We start from the raw sequence: 19162 nt of genomic DNA, 5'->3' as shown, positions 1-19162 counted from the left end.
GATTAAGTGGGCCTGTAAAGTATTAAATGTGGCGCCTTTAAGCAGTCTGGAAGACGTAAACAGAAAATATAAAAAACTGGTAAAACAGTCCCATCCGGATATTAACGGAAAAAATGATAAAATTGCGGATATAAACAGGGCATATGAGATACTTAAAGACTATATAAGAAATTATAAATTTTCGTTTACGGAAGATGAGATATTAAAACAGTATCCCGGAGAGTTTTTAAAAAAGTTTAAGGTTTGATATGAAGAAATTCAAGAACAGACAGGAAGCTTTGGATAAACTGCTTTCAATATTAGATATTAATGCGGTAGATGATATGCTGATTATCAGTATCAGTGAAAGAGGAAACTTTTATGCAAGAGAAATAGCAATGAGAGGGGGGCTTCTTGAAGGTGATTTTTTGTTTATAGAAGAAATAAAATCACCTGAAAACAAAGAGACGTCTCTTGCAGCAATAAGTGAGACTAAAGATTATGTTTTAATAGATGAGCTTATAAAATCGTTTGAAATTACGGACGATTACATTTTTAGTGAAGCCGAAAGGGTGTATGAAGAAAAAATTTTGCAAAATATATATAAATTTCGCGGCGGAGAGAGTATAATTTCATTACACAATAGGAATGTTCTATTAGTAGACGAAGGAGCTAACACAGGTCTTACGCTTTTATGTGCGATTAAAAGCTGTATAGCGAAAAAAGCGGCAAGTATAAACGTGGCTTTGCCTTTAATAGCTAAAGATACTGCTAGAGTTATAGAAAAACTTGTTGATAATACATATTTTGTTTATGAAATAGAAGATTACATTGATACAGATTTTTATTTTAAGGAGATATAATGAGTTGTGAAGTAGAATTAAATATTAATAACAGAAAACAGAAGTTTGTTTTAAATAAAGTTGCAAAACAGGCAAACGCCTCTGTCTGGTTTGAAGACGGAAACACGGTAATGCTTGCTACGCTTACGTATAATCCTGATGAAATGGTGGAAGAAGATTTTGTTCCGCTTGTGGTTCAGTATGTTGAAAAAGCGTATGCTGTGGGAAAAATACCTGCTGGATTTGTAAAAAGAGAACAAAAACCGGGAGATTTTGAAACTTTAACGGCAAGAATCGTAGACAGAAGTTTAAGACCGCTTTTCCCTAAAGAGTACGGATATAATACCGTCCTTACGGTAATGGCTTTAAGTGCGGATGAAGACAGTGATTTACAAACAGCAGCGATGAATGCGGCGGCTGCATGTATGTATTTAAGCGATCTGCCTTTTGCAAAAATGGTATACGGTGTTAGAGCCACTAGAATAAAAGGCGAAGTTATTATAAACCCAACATTAAGCCAGCTTGAAGAAGGAGATTTCAATCTGTTTGTTACCGGAACAAAAGACGAGCTTTTAATGATAGAGTTTGCCGCTCAGGGACAGGAAGAAGTTGAAATAATTCCTGTTGACGATATCATGCTTGACGGTGTTCCTGTAGAAAACACAATTGTAAAATACAGAATAAACGAAATTAAAGAAGACGAACTTGTAGAAATACTTGCAAAAGTTCAGGAAGCCATTAAAGAAGGCGCGGAAGCATATGAAGAAGCGTTAAAACCGTTTAAAAAAGAAGCTGTTAAATTTGAAGAAAGAAAAGAAGAAGATATTAGCGAGTACATCGAACTCATAAGAAGCAAATATTCTAATGAATTGAGAGAAATCATTAAACATTTAAGTAAAAGCGAAAGAGATTATCTTCTAAAACAGTTTGCAAGAAAAATAGCTTCGGCTTTAAATAAAGAAGAAGAATTTGAAAATATATTAAAAGCTGTAAAACAGGTTAAAAGAGAAATTGTCAGAAGTATGATTTTAAATGAAGGAATCAGGGCTGACGGAAGAAAACTTGACGAAATAAGACCTATATCTATTGAAACGAATGTGCTTCCTAGAGCACACGGAAGCTGTCTGTTTACAAGAGGACAGACTCAGGCGCTTGCCGTAGCTACTAGGGGCGGTGATATGGATGCTCAGGTTTACGGCAATCTGACAGATAAAGAGGAAAAACTTGAGAAATTCATGCTTCATTATAATTTTCCTGCGTTCAGCGTAGGAGAGGCTGAAAGATTAGGGCCGCCAAGCAGAAGGGAACTGGGCCACGGAAATCTCGCAAAAAGAGCGATTGAACCGTTAATTGATCCTGAATATGAAGAAACTGTAAGGGTTGTAAGCGAAATACTTGAAAGTAACGGTTCTTCTTCGATGGCTACTGTATGCGCCAGTTCTCTTGCGATGAAGGCAGCTAAAGTTCCTCTTCTTAAAATGGCCGCCGGTATTGCGATGGGTCTTATCACTGAAGATAACAAATATGCAATATTGACCGATATTATGGGGCTTGAGGATCATGACGGAGATATGGACTTTAAAGTTGCGGGAACTTTCGACGGTATTACCGCAATGCAGATGGATATAAAACTCGGAGGTATTTCACTTGATGTGCTTAAACAGGCTCTGTTCCAGGCAAGAGATGCCAGAGCGTTTATATTAGAGCTTATGGAAAATGCTGCAAAAGAAATAAAATATAACGAAGACGTACTGCCTAAAGCTTTAAGCTTTAAGGTGGATCCTGACAAAATTATCGATATAATCGGTACTGCAGGAAAAACCGTAAAAGAAATTATTGCTAAATTCGGTGTGACAATAGACCTTGACAGAGATACAGGCAAAGTTAAAATATACGGTGATGATCATGACTCTTTAAACGGAGCTAAAGACTATATTTTAAATGTTATATGCAAAGACGACAGACCGAAAACTCCTGAGTTTGAGATAGGTAAGATTATTGAAGGAGAAATTAAAAGAGTAGTAGATTTCGGAATGTTTATAGAAATAGCTCCCGGTGTGGAAGGACTTCTACATAAATCAAAATTAAACGGTAAAAATCCTAGCGACTTTAAAGAAGGGGATAAAATAAAAGTAAAAGTGCTTTCTCAAAGCGGATTTAAAATTGAGTTGGCGTTAGTGGAAGAGTGAAATGTTTGAAAAATATCCTTTTGAAAAGCTGAATGAACTTTTAGAGGGAATTGTTCCTGAAACTGACAGACATTATATTCTTACAATAGGGGAACCACAGTTTCAGACTCCCCGTTTTATTCAAAAAGCGCTTTGCGACAACAGTGCTTTATTGAATAAATACCCTAAAACGGCAGGTGAAGAAAGTCTGAAAGAAGCGCTTATAGGTTTTGTAAAAAGAAGATATGATATTGTACTTCAAAAAAATCAGATACTTCCTACATTCGGAACAAGAGAAGTTCTTTTTAACTTTCCTCTGTTTTTAAAACCCAAAAAAACGGCTTTTCCGAATCCGTTTTACCAGATATATGAAGGTGCGGCTGTGGCTGCCGGCAGTAAAATTAAATATCTTCCTCTGACAAAAGAGAACGGTTTTAAAAATACACTTTCTCAACTGGACGGAGATGAAGATTTTATAATTATAAACACTCCGAATAATCCTACAGCCAGTGTTATGAGTATGGATGAACTTATAAAATGGGTTGAATATGCTTTAGAAAGTGATATTATTATGTTAAGTGACGAATGTTACAGCGAACTTTATATAGATGAAAAACCGCCGTCAATACTTGAAGCGTGTATAAAAGCCGGAAATGAAGATTTTAAAAATATTCTCGCCATTAATTCCATATCAAAAAGAAGTTCGGCACCGGGACTCAGAAGCGGGTATATTGCCGGAGATGCCAAGCTGCTGAAAAAATATCTTCAGTTTAGAACATATGTCGGGTGTGCTTCTCCTCTTCCTTTGCAAATGGCTGCAAAAGAAGCATGGAGTGAAGATTCGCATGTAGAGAAATTCAGGGAAGAATACAGAAAGAATTTTCAGATTGCAAAAGAAATTTTGGGTGTTGAAATTCCAAAAGCCACTTTTTATATATGGCTTGAAGTCGACGACGATATTGAGTTTACAAAAAAAGCTTGGAAAAAAGGTGTAAAAGTTATGCCGGGAAGGTTTATGGGAAGAGAAGGTGCCGGTAAAGGCTATGTGAGAATCGCGCTCGTTTATGACGAAAAAGCGACAGAAGAAGCGTTAAAAATATTAAAGGAACTGCTATGAGTATATTAAAACAGTATGAATTATTGGACAAACTGATTCATCAAAACAAAGAAGATGAAATCAATGAAGTATTCAGAAAAATATTAGAGGATACTTTTAAACTGGTAAATGAAAAAATTGAAAAAGAACAAACCCTGGATGTAAACAATCCGGAAGAGCGTGCCGCTATAAGAGCTATGTTTGAATATATGCTTGAATTATGGGACGAACAGGCAATAGATGAAGCAAAAGCCGTAGGATATGATATGGTTTATCTTGTAGATGATCAAAAGATTAAAGAGATGTTCAGTATGTTTGTAATCGGAATGTTAGCGGGACTCGGTTTAGACGAATTTTTTGAAAAATACGTCAAATCGAATAAAGTATATAAAGATATGTTTTTTACAGAATTCGATGATAAAATTGACGACCTTGTAGTAAAATACAGAGATAAATTCAAAGAGGAGTTCAGCAGCTGATGAAAATACATTTTGTCGGAATAGGGGGGATAGGACTTAGCGGACTGGCAAGGTATATGCAAAAAAAATCTCATGAAATTACCGGAAGCGATATTGCCGAAACGAAACTGATCGACTCTTTAAGAAAAGAAGGTATAAAAATAGATATACCTCACAGTGCTGAAAATATTAAAAATCAGGATCTTGTAGTGCACACGGCAGTGGCAAAAAAGGATAATCCTGAACTAGTAGCAGCAAAAAAAAGAGGGATAAAAACCCTCAGCCGCAGGGAATTTCTGCCTTATGTAGTAAAAGATAAAAAGGTTATATCTGTTTGCGGCGCACACGGAAAAAGCACTACGTCTGCGATTTTAGCTTCCATACTGCCTGAAACGAATGCGATAATAGGCGCCGAGAGTAAAGATTTTCATTCGAATATGCGATACAAAAACAGTGATTATCTTGTATTTGAAGCAGACGAGAGTGACGGAAGTTTCATAGATTCCAATCCGTATATAGCCGTTGTGACCAATACAGAGCCTGAACATATGGAATATTATGAGCATAATCTTGAAAAATTTTATTCACATTACGAAGAATTTTTAAAAAAAGCTGAAATAAGAGTTGCAAACGGCGATGACGATTTTATAAAGACACTTGATATTCCTATTAAAAAAGTTTCTATCAATGATGCTAAAAATATCCGTTATGAAATAATTCAAAACAAACCAAAAACCGTTTTTGAATACAAAGGTTTTGATTTTGAAGTTTACGGATTTGGAGAGCATCTTGTATTGGATGCTATGCTTGCGATTGAAGCAGCAAATGAACTTATATCTATGGAAGAAATCCAAAATAACATTAAAAATTTTCAGGGAATTAAAAAACGTTTTGATATTTTGCAAAACAGTGAAGGCTTTATTTTAATTGATGATTACGGACATCATCCTACTGAAATAAAAGCCACTCTTCACAGTGCCAAAATATTTGCCAAACTTAACGGAATAGATAAAGTAACAGCAATATGGCAGCCTCATAAATACAGCAGAACAATTGACAATTTAGACGCTTTTATTGAATGTTTTAACGAAGCGGACGAACTGGTTATTCTGCCTGTATGGGAAGCCGGGGAAAAACCCGTAAAAATTGATTTTGAAACACTTTTTGCTAAACACAACCCGATATTCGCTAAACGGCTAATTGCTAATAGTAATAATATTATGTTAATTAATAAAGCCGGAGAAAATATAAAAGAAATCAACGAAGGGCTTATTATAGGTTTCGGAGCAGGGGATATTACTTATCAGTTAAGAGGTATAATATAACATCCTAAACCTCTTTTTTTAAACTTCTTCTAAAACAGTTAAATTACTATTATCAAAATATTTTTATGTATGTTGCTGTATAAACACTTATTTTATTCAGAAGTAAAACATTCATTAATACATTAATAACCCGAACTCACAAAAATTATAAACTTCGGATATTTTTTTAATACATTGTATAATTATTAAAATTTTTATTAGGAGAGCTATTATGAAAACATGCGGACTTATCGGAGGAATGAGCTGGGAGAGCAGTGCTGAATATTATAAAATTATTAATGAGGAAATTAACCGAAAATTAGGGGGACTGCACAGCGGTAAAATTATACTTTACAGTGTGGATTTTGAGGAAATCGCCATACAGCAAAGAGAAGGCAACTGGAAAGGAAGCGCCGAAATCCTTTCAAACGCCGCGCAGGCTTTAGAAAAAGCGGGAGCTGATTTTATTATGATAACCACAAATACGATGCACAAAGTAGCCGAAGATGTTAAAGAATCAGTCAATATACCTTTAATTGACATAAGAGAGGCGGTTTCGGAAAAGATAATAAAAGAAAACTTAAAAACGGTTTTACTGTTAGGTACAAAATTTACAATGGAAGATGATTTTTATGTAGGATATCTTAGAAACAAAGGGATTAATGTAATTGTTCCTTCTGAAGGACACAGAAATCTGATACATAAAGTGATTTTTGACGAGCTGTGTCTTGGTATTACGAAAGAAGAATCAAAAAAAGAGTTTTTGAAAATCATTAATTCATACAATGCCGACGGCGTGATTTTAGGTTGTACGGAAATAGGAATGCTTGTAAAACAGGAGGATTTGAATATAAGAGTTTTAGACACCACTATAATTCATGCGAAAAAAGCGGTGGAAATTATGATTTAGCCGAGACAACGTTTAACGTCTTCAAGTATGTGCAGGTCTTTTACCTCATCGAAATATCTGAAACTTTCTCCGCTTTGGGCTTTGCCGTCAAGAAGATCTCCCGATTTTCTGAACTCAAGATCAAGTTCCGCTATTTTAAATCCGTCAAGAGTTTTGGCAAACGCTTCGAGTCTTTTATTGTTTTTATCATTGGTATATAAAAAACAGTATCCTTTTTGACCGTATCTTCCGACTCTTCCCCTTAGCTGGTGAAGCGTTGCGAGACCTAATCTTTCGGCTCCGACAATTACGATCGTTGTAAGTTTCGGAAGAGATATTCCCACTTCTATAACCGTGGTTGTAATGAGTATTTTCCCTTTTTGCCTGAATTCGACAAGTATGTCTTCTTTGTTTTTGTCTTTGCCGTGTGTAATATATACTCCGTCAAAATATTTAAGCCAGAATTCTTTTCCTTCTTCTATACTCTGATAACTGAAGTTTTCAGATTCTTCGACCAAAGGATATACAACCACAACCTGGTTTCCTTTTGCCGTTTCGTTTTGAATATGGGCTATTAAATTTTTAAAATCTTCTTTTGATATTATTCGGGTGTCAATGTCTTTTTTAAAAGGTAGCTCTTTTATAAGACTCACATTTACAAAACTGCTCATAATAAGAGCCTGCGTTCTTGGAATAGGTGTGGCGCTGAACTGAAAATAATGAGGAACCGTGTCTGCTGCGGAAGTCAGTTTTTCCAGGCTGGCTCTTTGATTGGTTCCGAATCTGTGCTGTTCATCCACCATTACTACATTTACCTTAGGCAGGTTTTGATAAAGTAAAGCGTGTGTTCCGATTAATAAATTTGCATTTTTTAAATCATTTGGAGTGAATTTACTCTTTTGTGTTACAAGTACGGTTTTAAATGGCTTTCCGTTTTTCATTTTCCATTTTCCGTTTAAATATTTTTCAGCTTCTTCGTATATCTGATTTGCCAATATGGAAGTAGGGCACATTATTATTGATTTTTCAGCCATATACGCCGTTGTAAGCATAACAACCGTTTTACCGCTTCCGACGTCTCCTATTACCACGCGTCTAGCCTGTGTGGGCTTAGATATGTCGTTTTTTATGTCGTTTATTACTTTTAACTGGTCGCCGGTAAGTTTAAAGGGAAGTGATTTTATAAAAGGCTCTGGATCTGCTCTCAGACCGATAGAGGGAAGAACTGTTTTTTTATTTTTAAGTTTGTTTAAATAATTAAAAATTTCTGCCCATTTTAGAGCATACATCAGTTTTTGTTCCTGAATATGCTCCTGAGTCTGGGGAAAGTGCATAAAAAACAGTGTTTTGGCGATGTTTTCTGGAAGAATGGAAAGGTTTTCCATTGTGACGTATCTTTTTATAAGAGCTCTCAGGCTTCTTATATTGAGATTTGTTTTATATACGGGCGTTATTTCGTTTATTCTCGTAATCGGTTTTGGCTGGACGATTTGGTGGTTTTTGACTTCACCTCTTATATATACGGTGCTGCCTGGTTTAAAAACGGACTCATGCCATTTTTTAAACTGAAAAAAGACACCCCATATAATCTGATTGACATTTTTGAGATAAAATTTTATTCTTGTTACTTTCGGAGATTTCTTAACTTCTAAAATTTCAGCTTCAAAAGCCTGGGGAGAAGACATAATATATGGATACAGGTGGTTGTCTTCATATTCTTTCGGTTTTATAAGAGCCAGTTCAAGAGGAGATTTGACTCCTATTTTTTTAAGTTTTTCCAGATCTTCTTTGGTCATTTTATTCTTTCGTTACTATTGAGAAGGTGATCTCTTTAATCTCAGGATGTCTTCTGATAAAAGAATTGACTTCTTCTAATGATGTGTTTTTTATAAGATCAAGTTCTTTGTCATAGTAATTTTCAGGAAGGTTAAGATAAACCTCATTAAATTTTTTAAGCAGTCTTTGATTTAGCGTTTCGCTTCTTAAAGGTTCGCTTCCTATAAGGAACTGTTTTGCCTGTGTAAGTTCTTCGGATGTGATTCCGTTTTCATAAAAGTCGTTTATCATTTCTTTGACTATTTTGATTGAATCTTCCGTGTTTTCAATTTTAGTCTGAAGATAACCGTTTAAAAGCTTATATGATTTTTTAAATACGTTATTTGTATATGCGCTGTAGGCATAACCTCTTTTAACTCTTATTTCTTCCATCATTCTGCTGCCGAAACCTCCGGCTCCTAGAATAAAGGTTGCTATTTTCGCCAGATGAAGCTCTTTATTGTAATCCGCGTCAAAATTGGAAGCAAAATGAATGTAGCTCTGTTCCACATTTTTATATACCTGAATATTATCCGATTTTTTAGCCTTAAAAAAAAGATGGCTGTTTTTTTGCGGTTTAAAAAGGGCGGTGAGTCCGTCAAGGTTCAGCTCTTTGCCTCCGTTGATTATAATATATTCTTTTTTAAACAGCGATTTGTAAAAATCTTTTACTTTGTCTAAAGTTATGTTTTCGGTGTTTTCTCCCATCACCGGATATGAAGCGGGAGTGTTTTTAAAAATTTCTTTATGAAGATTAACGGCCGCAATATAATCGTTGTCGTTTTTTTTATTCTGAATTTTTGCATTAATCTCTTTTTTTGACTTTTCAAATGCCTCTTCGTTTAAATTAGGATGCTGCAGCAGTTCAAGGAGAAAACCAAGCGCTTTTTTTTCTTTTTCGTTTAAAAATTTTAACGATACGGTGAGAAATTCTTTATTAACGCTTACATTCAGCGTTATTGCGTCCTGTTCCAAGTCGTTGTAAAATTTTTCTTTTTTTGCAGTAGTGCCTTTTGTATTAAGCATATGTGATAAAAAATATGCCACACCTTCATCCGCATAAATGCTTCCGGAATGCTGAAACACTATTTCCAGTACCGTTCTTCCGAGGTTGTCTTTTTCAAAAATTATCATATTTCTCCTTTATGATTCTTGTGTTAATGAGGGCTGTTTAATAAAATAGTTGCGGAATTTTCAAGAATAATGGCTTTTTTAATGGCTTCTTTGATGTCTCTTGCTATGATATATACGCCGAAACCTCTGATTATTACTATATTTTTATCCCTGAGATTTTTGGAAATAATAAAATCTTTGTTTTCTTCCCATTTTTGGACATCGTCTATTTCTATGATTTTAACTTTGTCCAATATTTGTCTACCTAAATAATCAATGGGTTTGAAATATGTGTGTTCTAGCGAGTATGTTATTATGTTCAGAGGAAATACGTTTAAAATTGTTTTAGCGTAAGAGATGTCTTTATAAATTCTTGCATGGATGTTAATATCCGCAGACGTTTCTTTCCATGACAGATCTTTTTTGTTTATATGTACGATTTTACAGAAATCTTCTTCGTAAATGGATTTATGATGATTGTTTATAATCATTTTATCGTTCTCAAGCTTTAAGGAAATACTTCCTATGCCTAAATTCATCATGTTTTTTTCATACAATATTTTAGCTGTTAATTTGTATTCGTCTAATATGGTCGAAACTACCAAGTTTAGCCTTTTTTGCTATAATTATACTATAATTAAACTTAAAATGGAGAAATGAAAATTGATTATTAAAAACAGCGAAAAACTAAAATCCGACGCTTCTTTAGATGCCGGTAACGGATTAAACATACCTCACATACCTGTACTTTTAAATGAAACACTCGAACTGTTTGACGATATGCCTAAAAACGGATATTTTATAGACTGTACTTTAGGTTTTGGGGGACACAGCGAAGCGATACTTGAAAAGTTCCCAGAAATAAAGCTTATTGGAATAGACCAGGATGCGGAAGCTATGAATTTTGCAAAAAAAAGACTCTCAAAATTTTCAGACAGGGTTGAATTTATCAATAAACGAGCTTCAAAAGCATTAAAAGAGCTTCCTAAAGAACTGCCTGTAGCGGGGATTTTGGCCGATATAGGAGTCAGCAGCTATCAGCTTGACAATCCGGAGAGGGGATTTACTTTTGAAAGCGATGAGCTTGATATGAGAATGAACAAAAATCAGGAGCTCAGCGCCAGGGAAGTTCTTAATTATTATTCCAGAGAGGATCTTGAGAGAATTTTCAGGGATTACGGAGAGTGCAGAAGATATAAAAAAGTGGCAAACGCAATAATTTCCAAAAGACCTGTTAAATCAAACAGGGAATTTGCCGATATATTAGGACATATAGGCCTGAGAGACAAAAAAGCTTTGGCAAAAGTTTTTCAAGCGGTCAGAATAGAAGTAAATAACGAATTGAATGAATTGGAAAAAATTCTTGAAAATTCCGAATTTTTAGCCAAAAACGGCACTATTTTAGGTATAATAACCTTCCATTCGCTTGAAGACAGGATTGTTAAAAACAGATTCAAGCAGTGGTCGAAAAAATGTATATGCCCGCCGGAGGCTATAAAATGCGAATGCGGCGGAAATCATCAGCTTGGAAAAATATTAACAAAAAAACCTCTTACTGCTTCAAAAGAGGAACTGAAAATCAATCCGAGAAGCAGAAGTGCAAAACTCAGGGGGTTTAAATTTATCAGGGGATAGGGATGAATGCAGAAATAAACGCAAAAGAAAAAATGGAACTTTTAGACAATATAGAAGATTATATAGTTCAGGAGAGTCTTTCTTCTACAATTATCAGAAATCTTATTCTTACAATTGTATTTTCTCTTACGATTTTGTTTCCTAAAATTTATATATCTTCGGAAATATATTTAAAATCAGTCAAAATCAATAAACTTCTAAACGAATATTATTCACTTAAAGCTGAAAATTCTCTTTTGGCATCTAAAATAGAAAAAATTAAATTCAAAAACAGAATGGAAAAACTTACTTTTTAATATTTTTTATTAACTCCATCTTAATTAATTTTTGCTACAATTTCCGCAAAAAAGAGGATATATGAAGAGATTTATAGAATTTTTTATTAAAAATGCGGTATTTACGCATGTTCTTTTTTTAATTGTGATTATATCTTCTATTTTGGCTTACAGAAACGTAGCAAAAGAGCTTTTTCCTCCCGCAACACTTGATAAGATCCTTATACAGGGCGGATATCCCGGCGCCAGTCCTGAAACTCTTGATAAAATGGCGGTTACGCAGATAGAAGACGATCTGAAAAGCTATCAGGAAGTTTCATCCGTTGAAAGCGTTATCAGAAACGGAAGTTTTACAATAACCGTAAATTTAAAACCGGGAGCAAATAAACTGGAGCTCCTGAGCGAATTTAAAACAATAACGTCAAACTTAAAAAAAGACCTTCCAAGTGATATGAGCGAACCGAGTGTCACTATTGCAAAAAAAGCTTTTCCTTTGATGTTTATATCCGTAGCGAGCAACGTTTTAAACAAAGACCAGCTGCTTAAAGACGCCGACAACGTTAAAAAAATTCTTTCTCAGATTAAAGACCTTACCCAGATTGACATTCGTGGTGACAGTGACAAAAATATATATTTTAAACTTGATAATCAGAAAATAGAAAGTCTGGGTATAAACAAATCTCAGCTTATAAATGTTCTTTCTCAGGTTTCCACTATATTTCCGGTCGGAAAAATAGAAGGCAAAAAACACTATTTTATTTCAATGTATCCGAAAAACCTTGAACAGTTTAAGAATATGATAATTACTGTAGGAAACGTAAAAGTCAGATTAAAAGATATAGCCGATATAAAAAAAGAGTATGCCACTCCTACACAGATTGGCAAATACGACGGAATTCCAAATATTACCATTGATGTCAGAAAAGGCGAAAGCGGAGACGCGATTGCTATCAGTCAAAAAATCAGACAGATTCTTAAGAAATATCATGAAAAACATCCGGAAGTAACTTTCGGTATTTCAACCGATACCAGCAAATGGGTTAGAAACAGGTTCAATACGGTTGTCAGCAATATCATTTTCGGACTGATACTGGTGTTTTTTGTTATGTGGATTTTTCTTAACTGGAGAATATCCCTGGTCGTTACGATGGGAATTCCCACTTCTTTTGCGATAGCAATGATTTATCTGGATTATGCGAATCTGTCTTTAAACCTCCTTTCAATGCTCGGTGCTCTTATAGCTCTTGGTATGATAGTCGACGAGGCTATAGTAGTGGGCGAGAATATCTACCGCCATATGCAGATGGGAAAAGACAAAGTAACCGCCGCCATTGAAGGGACTTCGGAAGTTTTCTGGCCGGTTATGGCTTCATCAACTACTACTATTTTGGCTTTTATGCCTATGCTTTTGATAAAAGGCGAAATAGGCGTTTTTATGAAAATACTGCCGATAATGATTACCGTTTTGATTCTTTCTTCTTTATTTGAAGCATTTGTGTTTCTGCCGCTGCATTCAAAAGAGATATTAAAAGTTGAAAAAAGTTCAAAAGATCGTTTTTGGAATAAGTTTTCCGCACTCTATAAAAAAATGCTTACTTTCTTTTTCAAAATAAGATATGTCGGGTTAATGTTTTTTTTAATATTCGTTCCTGTATTAATCGGTATAGGTATGAAACATTCAAAATTTCAGCTGTTTCCGACTTTTGACGCAAGTCAGATTTACGTAAACGGAAAATTTGAAAGCAATTACACAATAACCCAGACCGCAGCGGCGATTAAAAAAATCGAAAACGACCTTAAAAAATATCTGGGTAAAGACGTGGAAGGTTTTACTACCGTTGTGGGTATGCAGATGAACAATAAAGGAGAAGCAAACATAGGTGCAAACTACTTTCATATTTTTGTCGATTTAAACGATAAAAAACCTACCGATTTTTATAATAAATATATTGCTCCGATATTTAAACCCATCAAAGTGGAAAACCAGATCAGGACTCATACCGCTCAACAGCTGGCACAGATGTTTAAAAAAGATTTTTCTCATATAAAAATACCTGGAATGGTCGAGCTTAACGTAATAGTGCCTCAGGCGGGTATTGTCAAAAGCGATATAGTAATAAGTATCGGTGGCAAGTCTCAAGAAGAAATAATAAAAGCTATCAAAAAACTTGAAAACGTTATGAAAAAGATAAAAGGCGTTTATAACATATATGACGATGCTGAACTGGGGGCTGATGAGTTAAAACTGAAAATCAATCCTTACGGACAGAAACTCGGCTTTACGCAGGTGAGCCTGTTTAACGAGCTTAGAGGCTTTTTCGGCGAAGCGGAATATGATAAAACGTTTGATAAAGACGGCATCGTAAAAATTATTTTAAAAGACAAAAACAAAGACTCTTATAATGAACTTAAAAATTTCAGAGTTACGGTTCCCGGAACAAATCAGTATATCGAACTTGATAAAGTCTGCGATTTTGTAATAACTAGAGCTTTTAAAAAAATACACAAATACAACGGTATTGCCGCAAAAACCGTATACGGTTCATTAAACAAAAAAATCATTACAACCGCAGATTTTTATAAAAAAGTAGACCCGCTGCTCAAAGAGTTTAAAAAAGAAGGGCTTACCGTATTGATAGGGGGAGCCGCCAAAACCAGCAAGGCGTTTATGAAAGATCTGGAAGAATCCTTAATAGTGGCTGTACTGTTAATATTCTTAGTTTTGGTGCTTATGTTTAATTCTGCGGTGCTGCCGTTTGTTATCATTTCCGTAATACCGTTGTCGTTTTTAGGTGTTATTGTCGGAAACATGATTATGGATATGAATATGACTATGCTTGGAATGATAGGAATTGTCGGTCTTGCAGGTGTTGTGGTTAATGACGGAATCGTTATGATAGATTTTATAAAAAGGGCAAAAAGCGTAAATGAGATACTGGAATTCGCTTCGCACAGGCTTAGACCCGTTTTACTGACGTCTATTACTACGTTTTTCGGTCTTTTGACACTTATGTTTTTCCCAAGCGGCCAGTCTGCAATTTTGCAGCCTCTTGCAATTGCTTTAGGCTTCGGTCTGGCGTGGGGTACTGTACTGAATCTGTTTTATCTGCCGATTTTTTATTATATTTTGAGACGGCGCAGACTTAAATGCAGTATGACGAGTTTGTGCTATGATATATTCAGCAAATTTAAAAGGAAATAATTGAAAGTTTATATTAAAACATTCGGCTGCAGGAGCAATACATACGACAGTGAAATAATGAAAAACACAATTCAGTCTGATATTGCGGCAAATGAGGATGAGGCTGATGTTATTATAGTGAATTCATGCACGGTGACTAATTTTGCCGACAGGGATTTAAGACAGTATATTAATAAATGGCAGGATAAAAAAATAATTTTAACCGGATGTGCCGCTTATACTCAGGGTGAAGAGCTTTTTAACAGCGGCAGAGTCCAAAGTGTACTCGGACATAAATATAAAGAAGAAATTGACAGGTATCTTGATTTTAACGGAGTGAAACTAGGAAATTTCGATTTTGTAAACAAAAAAATCATTACTTCATTTTCAAAAACAAAAGCTTTTATAAAAATTCAGGAAGGATGCGATTTTGAGTGCGCATACTGTATAATTCCTAGTGTGCGGGGACATTCAAGAAGTCTTGACGAAAAAACAATTCTCAAACAGATAGAAACTCTTTCTCAAAACGGTATAAGCGAGTTTGTGTTAACGGGTATCAATATGGGCAGTTACGGCAAAGACACAGGCACCACGCTTGCCGATCTGGTAGAAAAAATTTCTAAAATCAGAGGCGTTAAAAGAATAAGACTCGGTAGTCTGGAGCCTAGCCAGTTAAATGACAAACTGATAGATTTGACCAAAAACGGCATACTGGAAAGACATCTTCATATTGCACTACAGCATACAAGCGACAGAATGCTGAGGATTATGAAAAGAAGAAACAGGGTAAAACAGACACTTGAGCTTTTTGAAAAACTTGCAGCAGAAAAAATCGCTCTGGGAACGGATTTTATTGTCGGACATCCGGGAGAAAGCGAAGAAATTTGGAATGAAGCCCTGGAGAATTTTAAAAAATACCCTCTGACACATATACATGTATTCAGATTCACTCCAAGAGACGGAACACATTCGGCTGAGCTTAAACAGGATGTAAGAGGGGACGTAGCTAAAAAACGTGCTAAAATTATAGAAGAAATAGTCAGAAAAAATAATTATAATTTCAGAATAGAAAACAAAGTTCCTTTGGTCGTCCACGTAGAAAATTATAAAAAAGGCTATTATGAAGGATATGACCAGTTTTATAATAAAATGCTGATTAAAAGCAGTCAGAATATTAAAGGCGGCTGGATAACTTTTGAAGAATATGACATAAAGGATGTAAATTATGCAAAAATCCAATAAAAATACGCTGATAGTGTCCGTAATAACGGGTATAATTATTGCGCTTCTTTTATTTGCTTCGTTAAAAGGCGACGGGCTTGATATAAAAACACTTATTAATCAGGTAGTAGCCGTAATTATTGTGTTCGGTTTTTTTATTCTGCTTGTGGTACTGCTCAGAAGAGCGGTTCCAGCTCAGCAGCAGCCTCCTCAGCAGGTGCAAGTGCAGATGGATACCGGAATTGAAAAGGATTTCGTTATAAAACCCACTACTTCCGATGTTACTTTTGAAGACGTCGCGGGAATCAGCGAAGTAAAAGAAGAACTGGTAGAAATTGTGGATTTTTTAAAAAATCCTGACAAATACAAAGCATTCGGAATTGAACTGCCTAAAGGAGTGCTGCTTGTAGGGCCTCCGGGTGTAGGTAAAACGTTAATAGCTAAAGCTCTTGCCGGAGAGGCGGGTGTGCCGTTTTTTTATCAAAGCGGAAGCAGCTTTGTGCAGATGTACGTCGGTGTAGGCGCTAAAAGGGTGAGAGACCTGTTTACAAAAGCAAAAGCGACTGCTCCGAGTATAATTTTTATAGACGAAATAGACGCAATAGGAAAAAGCAGGGGAAATTTAAGAAACGATGAGAGAGAAGCCACTTTAAACCAGCTTTTGACAGAAATGGACGGTTTTGAAGGAAGCAGCGGTGTAATTGTAATCGGCGCCACTAACAAGGTTGAACTTTTGGATGAGGCTTTATTAAGACCCGGAAGATTTGACAGAAGGGTTTATGTAGAACTGCCGGGTCTTAACGACAGGGTTGAAATACTCAAAGTTCATCTTAAAAACAAACCGTTTAAAGGAAATTTGGAAAATATCGCAAAAATGACAGTCGGTTTCAGCGGGGCGGCGCTGGCCAGTCTTGTAAACGAAGCCAGCATATATGCTCTTAAACAGGGGAAACATTTTGTTGAAGAGGAGGATTTTTACGCCGTTAAAGACAAAGTTTTGGTCGGTAAAAAACGACTTCAGACATATAACCCTAAAGAAAAAGAGATACTAAGCTATTATCAGGCGTGTAAAGCTGTAATCGCCGAATGGCTGAGTGTTGATTTCGAAAGAATATCCCTTGTAAAAGACGATTTTAAAGAAGAAGACAAAGAAATAGTTTCAAAAACTGAAATGATGAATAAAATTCAGGTTTATCTGGCCGGCAGAGTGGGTGTTGAAGACCGTTTTAACGAAAAGTATTCAAACGCACATCTGGATTTAAAAAAAGCAAGGGAACTTGCCGTAAAAATGGTAAAAGATTATGCAATGGGAGAAAGTATCGTTTCTGACGAAAGCGAAATAGCCAACATCTTAAATGATGCTTTAAGCGAAGTAAAAGTGCTTTATGCTTCAAATATAAGAATGATTGAAGCGGTTTATCACGTACTTTTGGAAAAAGAAGTAATACATAAAGAAGATTTTGAAAAACTGAAAAATGAAATATTTTAACGGGTTTTGCCTAAAAAACGAATTTAAACTTTTTTCTGAATATATAGAAGACAATGCTTTTACCGTAGCGGGGTTTAGTTACGGAGCTCAAAAAGCGCTTACATATGCAGTAAAAGAAAATGCCAGAATAGACAAACTGCAGCTTTTTTCTCCGGCATATTTTGAATACAGTGAAAAGATAATTGAATTAAACATAAGAGCATTTAAAAACGACAAACGAAAATATATAGAAAATTTCTTGAAAAAAGCAGGATTTTTTAATGAAAAATATCTGGATTATGAGTGCGGCGAATCTGACTTATTAAATCTGTTTACTTTTGACTGGGAAATAATAAAAGAGTTAAACAATGTAAAAATAGAGATTTTTTTGGGAGAATTTGATAAAATCATCGCTTTAAAAAAGGCTGAAAAATTTTTTAAAAATTACGGTGACGTTTATATAATAAAAAAAGCAAATCATTTTTTAAGGAGTTAATTTGGAAGAACCCACGAGGCATATTTTTAAAGAATACTGGGATATTTTTGTAGGATTCAGTGCACTGCCGCTGGCAGTTGTTTTTCATTTACAGGGATTAAGCGTTATCGCTACTTTTTTTGCTGCAATCGGAATAGGCGCTTTGGCCGTTACAATATCCGAAATAGCGGAAATTCTTGCTGAGAGATTCGGTGAGCCTTTCGGAAGTCTGATACTTACGTTTAGTGCTGTCTTGGTTGAGATATTGATTTTATTTATGGTTGTGCTTGAGGCTAAAACCCATCCGGAAGTTGTTGAAACCGTAAAAAACGGTATTATAGCCACAGTAATAGTGGATTTAAACGCTCTGCTGGGAATAGCCGTTTTTGTTGGAGGGCTTAACTTTAAAGAACAGGTACACAATGAAGACACATCGGCTAGTTATACCACTATACTGTTTGTTGCCGCTGCTATGCTTTTGGTGCCTACAACTATTTCAATGCATTCCGATCAAAAAGCTTTATACAGCGCAAGTTTGATTATTGCCGCTCTTCTTGCAGTATATTATTTCTTTATTTTTAAATTTCAGACGGATACGCATGTGCATTTTTTTAAATTCAAAAAAAGAAGCAGGGTAAAAAAATATAAAAGAGACGATGAAGAAGATGAAGATTATTATTTTGATAAAAAATCAAACTTTTTTAATATCGGGTTTTTGATATTTTTATTAGTCTTAATCGGAGTACTTTCGGAAATTTTTGCAAAAGACGGTGTAGGAGTTTTTCAGAATTTTGGACTAACCGCTGGATTTGTCGGTATTTTGATTGCGTTTGTAACAGTGGCACCTGAACTTTTTACGGCAATCAGGGCTGCAAAAAACGACGAAATGCAGCGTGTTGTAAACATAGCAATGGGAGCGAGCACTGTCAGCATACTTTTAACTGTTCCTTCTTTGATATTCTTATCATTGATAGTGGGTGTAAATCTTACTCTTGATTTTACCCCGCTTCAGGTTGGAGCTTTAATACTTACGATTATTCTTGTATGGAAAACCACCGAAGACGGTGAAACCAATTATCTTGAGGGACTTTCTCACTTAATGCTCTTTTTAAGTTACGCCGTAATAGCCATTTTTTATTAAACTATTTCTTTTTTTCCCTTTTTTATAAGTAAAAGTTATCTTTTTATTAAATTTCCGGTTAATTATGATAAAATGAAACGTTAAAAATTATAAAGGAGAAAA

17 protein-coding genes are annotated in these 19162 nt (G+C 35.2%); 14 read left to right on the top strand and 3 right to left on the bottom strand.

Going from position 1 to position 19162, the window contains the following annotated elements; translation table 11 throughout:
• Window positions 1-28 precede the first annotated feature (28 nt).
• From ACZ5EP_RS03210 to ACZ5EP_RS03180, 7 genes are all read left to right on the top strand, one after another.
• Complete coding sequence (locus tag ACZ5EP_RS03210; protein WP_464509404.1) at window positions 29-247, top strand: DnaJ domain-containing protein; 219 nt, start codon at window positions 29-31, stop codon at window positions 245-247.
• A gap of 1 nt (window position 248) precedes the next feature.
• Window positions 249-842 carry a phosphoribosyltransferase gene (locus ACZ5EP_RS03205; protein ID WP_127680231.1) on the top strand — a complete coding sequence of 198 codons (594 nt, stop codon included), beginning with the start codon at window positions 249-251 and terminating at the stop codon, window positions 840-842.
• Window positions 842-3010, top strand: a complete 2169-nt coding sequence (locus tag ACZ5EP_RS03200) for a polyribonucleotide nucleotidyltransferase (protein WP_127680233.1) — start codon at window positions 842-844, stop codon at window positions 3008-3010. Before ACZ5EP_RS03205 ends, ACZ5EP_RS03200 begins: the two co-directional genes overlap by 1 nt.
• Before the next feature lies 1 nt (window position 3011).
• Entirely contained in the window at window positions 3012-4106 is a 1095-nt protein-coding gene (locus ACZ5EP_RS03195) for a succinyldiaminopimelate transaminase (RefSeq protein ID WP_464509402.1), read from the top strand.
• Window positions 4103-4564, top strand: coding sequence for a hypothetical protein (locus ACZ5EP_RS03190; RefSeq protein WP_127680237.1), 462 nt, complete (start codon window positions 4103-4105; stop codon window positions 4562-4564). The genes ACZ5EP_RS03195 and ACZ5EP_RS03190 overlap by 4 nt, the downstream gene beginning before the upstream one ends.
• Entirely contained in the window at window positions 4564-5868 is a 1305-nt protein-coding gene (gene murC / locus ACZ5EP_RS03185) for a UDP-N-acetylmuramate--L-alanine ligase (RefSeq protein ID WP_464509399.1), read from the top strand. The genes ACZ5EP_RS03190 and murC overlap by 1 nt, the downstream gene beginning before the upstream one ends.
• Window positions 5869-6079: 211 nt before the next feature.
• The gene (locus ACZ5EP_RS03180; RefSeq protein WP_464509398.1) at window positions 6080-6757 is read left to right on the top strand and encodes an aspartate/glutamate racemase family protein; all 678 of its coding nucleotides are present in this window, start codon (window positions 6080-6082) and stop codon (window positions 6755-6757) included.
• Here ACZ5EP_RS03180 and recG read toward each other — a convergent pair.
• From recG to ACZ5EP_RS03165, 3 genes are read right to left on the bottom strand one after another with little or no spacing between them, the layout of a single operon-like run.
• Window positions 6754-8532 (bottom strand): ATP-dependent DNA helicase RecG, encoded by a 1779-nt coding sequence (recG, locus tag ACZ5EP_RS03175; protein ID WP_464509396.1) that lies wholly within the window; start codon window positions 8530-8532, stop codon window positions 6754-6756. The genes ACZ5EP_RS03180 and recG overlap by 4 nt on opposite strands.
• Before the next feature lies 1 nt (window position 8533).
• Window positions 8534-9685 (bottom strand): M16 family metallopeptidase, encoded by a 1152-nt coding sequence (locus ACZ5EP_RS03170; RefSeq protein ID WP_464509395.1) that lies wholly within the window; start codon window positions 9683-9685, stop codon window positions 8534-8536.
• A 23-nt stretch (window positions 9686-9708) separates the two neighbouring features.
• Window positions 9709-10269 (bottom strand): class II aldolase/adducin family protein, encoded by a 561-nt coding sequence (locus tag ACZ5EP_RS03165; protein WP_127680247.1) that lies wholly within the window; start codon window positions 10267-10269, stop codon window positions 9709-9711.
• A 175-nt stretch (window positions 10270-10444) separates the two neighbouring features.
• On the opposite strand from ACZ5EP_RS03165, the gene rsmH reads away from it, so the two are divergent.
• The 7 genes from rsmH (at window position 10445) to ACZ5EP_RS03130 (ending at window position 19060) form a co-directional block, all read left to right on the top strand.
• The gene (gene rsmH / locus ACZ5EP_RS03160; RefSeq protein ID WP_464509633.1) at window positions 10445-11299 is read left to right on the top strand and encodes a 16S rRNA (cytosine(1402)-N(4))-methyltransferase RsmH; all 855 of its coding nucleotides are present in this window, start codon (window positions 10445-10447) and stop codon (window positions 11297-11299) included.
• Between the two features lie 2 nt (window positions 11300-11301).
• The gene (locus ACZ5EP_RS03155; protein ID WP_464509394.1) at window positions 11302-11595 is read left to right on the top strand and encodes a hypothetical protein; all 294 of its coding nucleotides are present in this window, start codon (window positions 11302-11304) and stop codon (window positions 11593-11595) included.
• A 61-nt stretch (window positions 11596-11656) separates the two neighbouring features.
• Entirely contained in the window at window positions 11657-14776 is a 3120-nt protein-coding gene (locus ACZ5EP_RS03150; protein ID WP_464509393.1) for an efflux RND transporter permease subunit, read from the top strand.
• A gap of 57 nt (window positions 14777-14833) precedes the next feature.
• Entirely contained in the window at window positions 14834-15997 is a 1164-nt protein-coding gene (gene mtaB, locus ACZ5EP_RS03145) for a tRNA (N(6)-L-threonylcarbamoyladenosine(37)-C(2))-methylthiotransferase MtaB (protein WP_464509632.1), read from the top strand.
• Window positions 15981-17465: an AAA family ATPase gene (locus ACZ5EP_RS03140; RefSeq protein ID WP_464509392.1), complete on the top strand. Its 1485-nt coding sequence runs from the start codon at window positions 15981-15983 to the stop codon at window positions 17463-17465. The genes mtaB and ACZ5EP_RS03140 overlap by 17 nt, the downstream gene beginning before the upstream one ends.
• Complete coding sequence (bioV, locus tag ACZ5EP_RS03135) at window positions 17452-17940, top strand: pimelyl-ACP methyl ester esterase BioV (RefSeq protein ID WP_464509391.1); 489 nt, start codon at window positions 17452-17454, stop codon at window positions 17938-17940. Before ACZ5EP_RS03140 ends, bioV begins: the two co-directional genes overlap by 14 nt.
• 1 nt (window position 17941) lies before the next feature.
• A complete protein-coding gene (locus ACZ5EP_RS03130; RefSeq protein ID WP_127680260.1) occupies window positions 17942-19060 on the top strand; it encodes a calcium:cation antiporter in 1119 nt (372 codons plus the stop codon).
• The last annotated feature ends 102 nt before the right edge of the window (window positions 19061-19162 follow it).

The organism is Nautilia abyssi (genome assembly GCF_055388085.1).
Note: the sequence above shows the minus strand (reverse complement) of the source record. Positions and strands in the feature narration are given on the sequence as shown.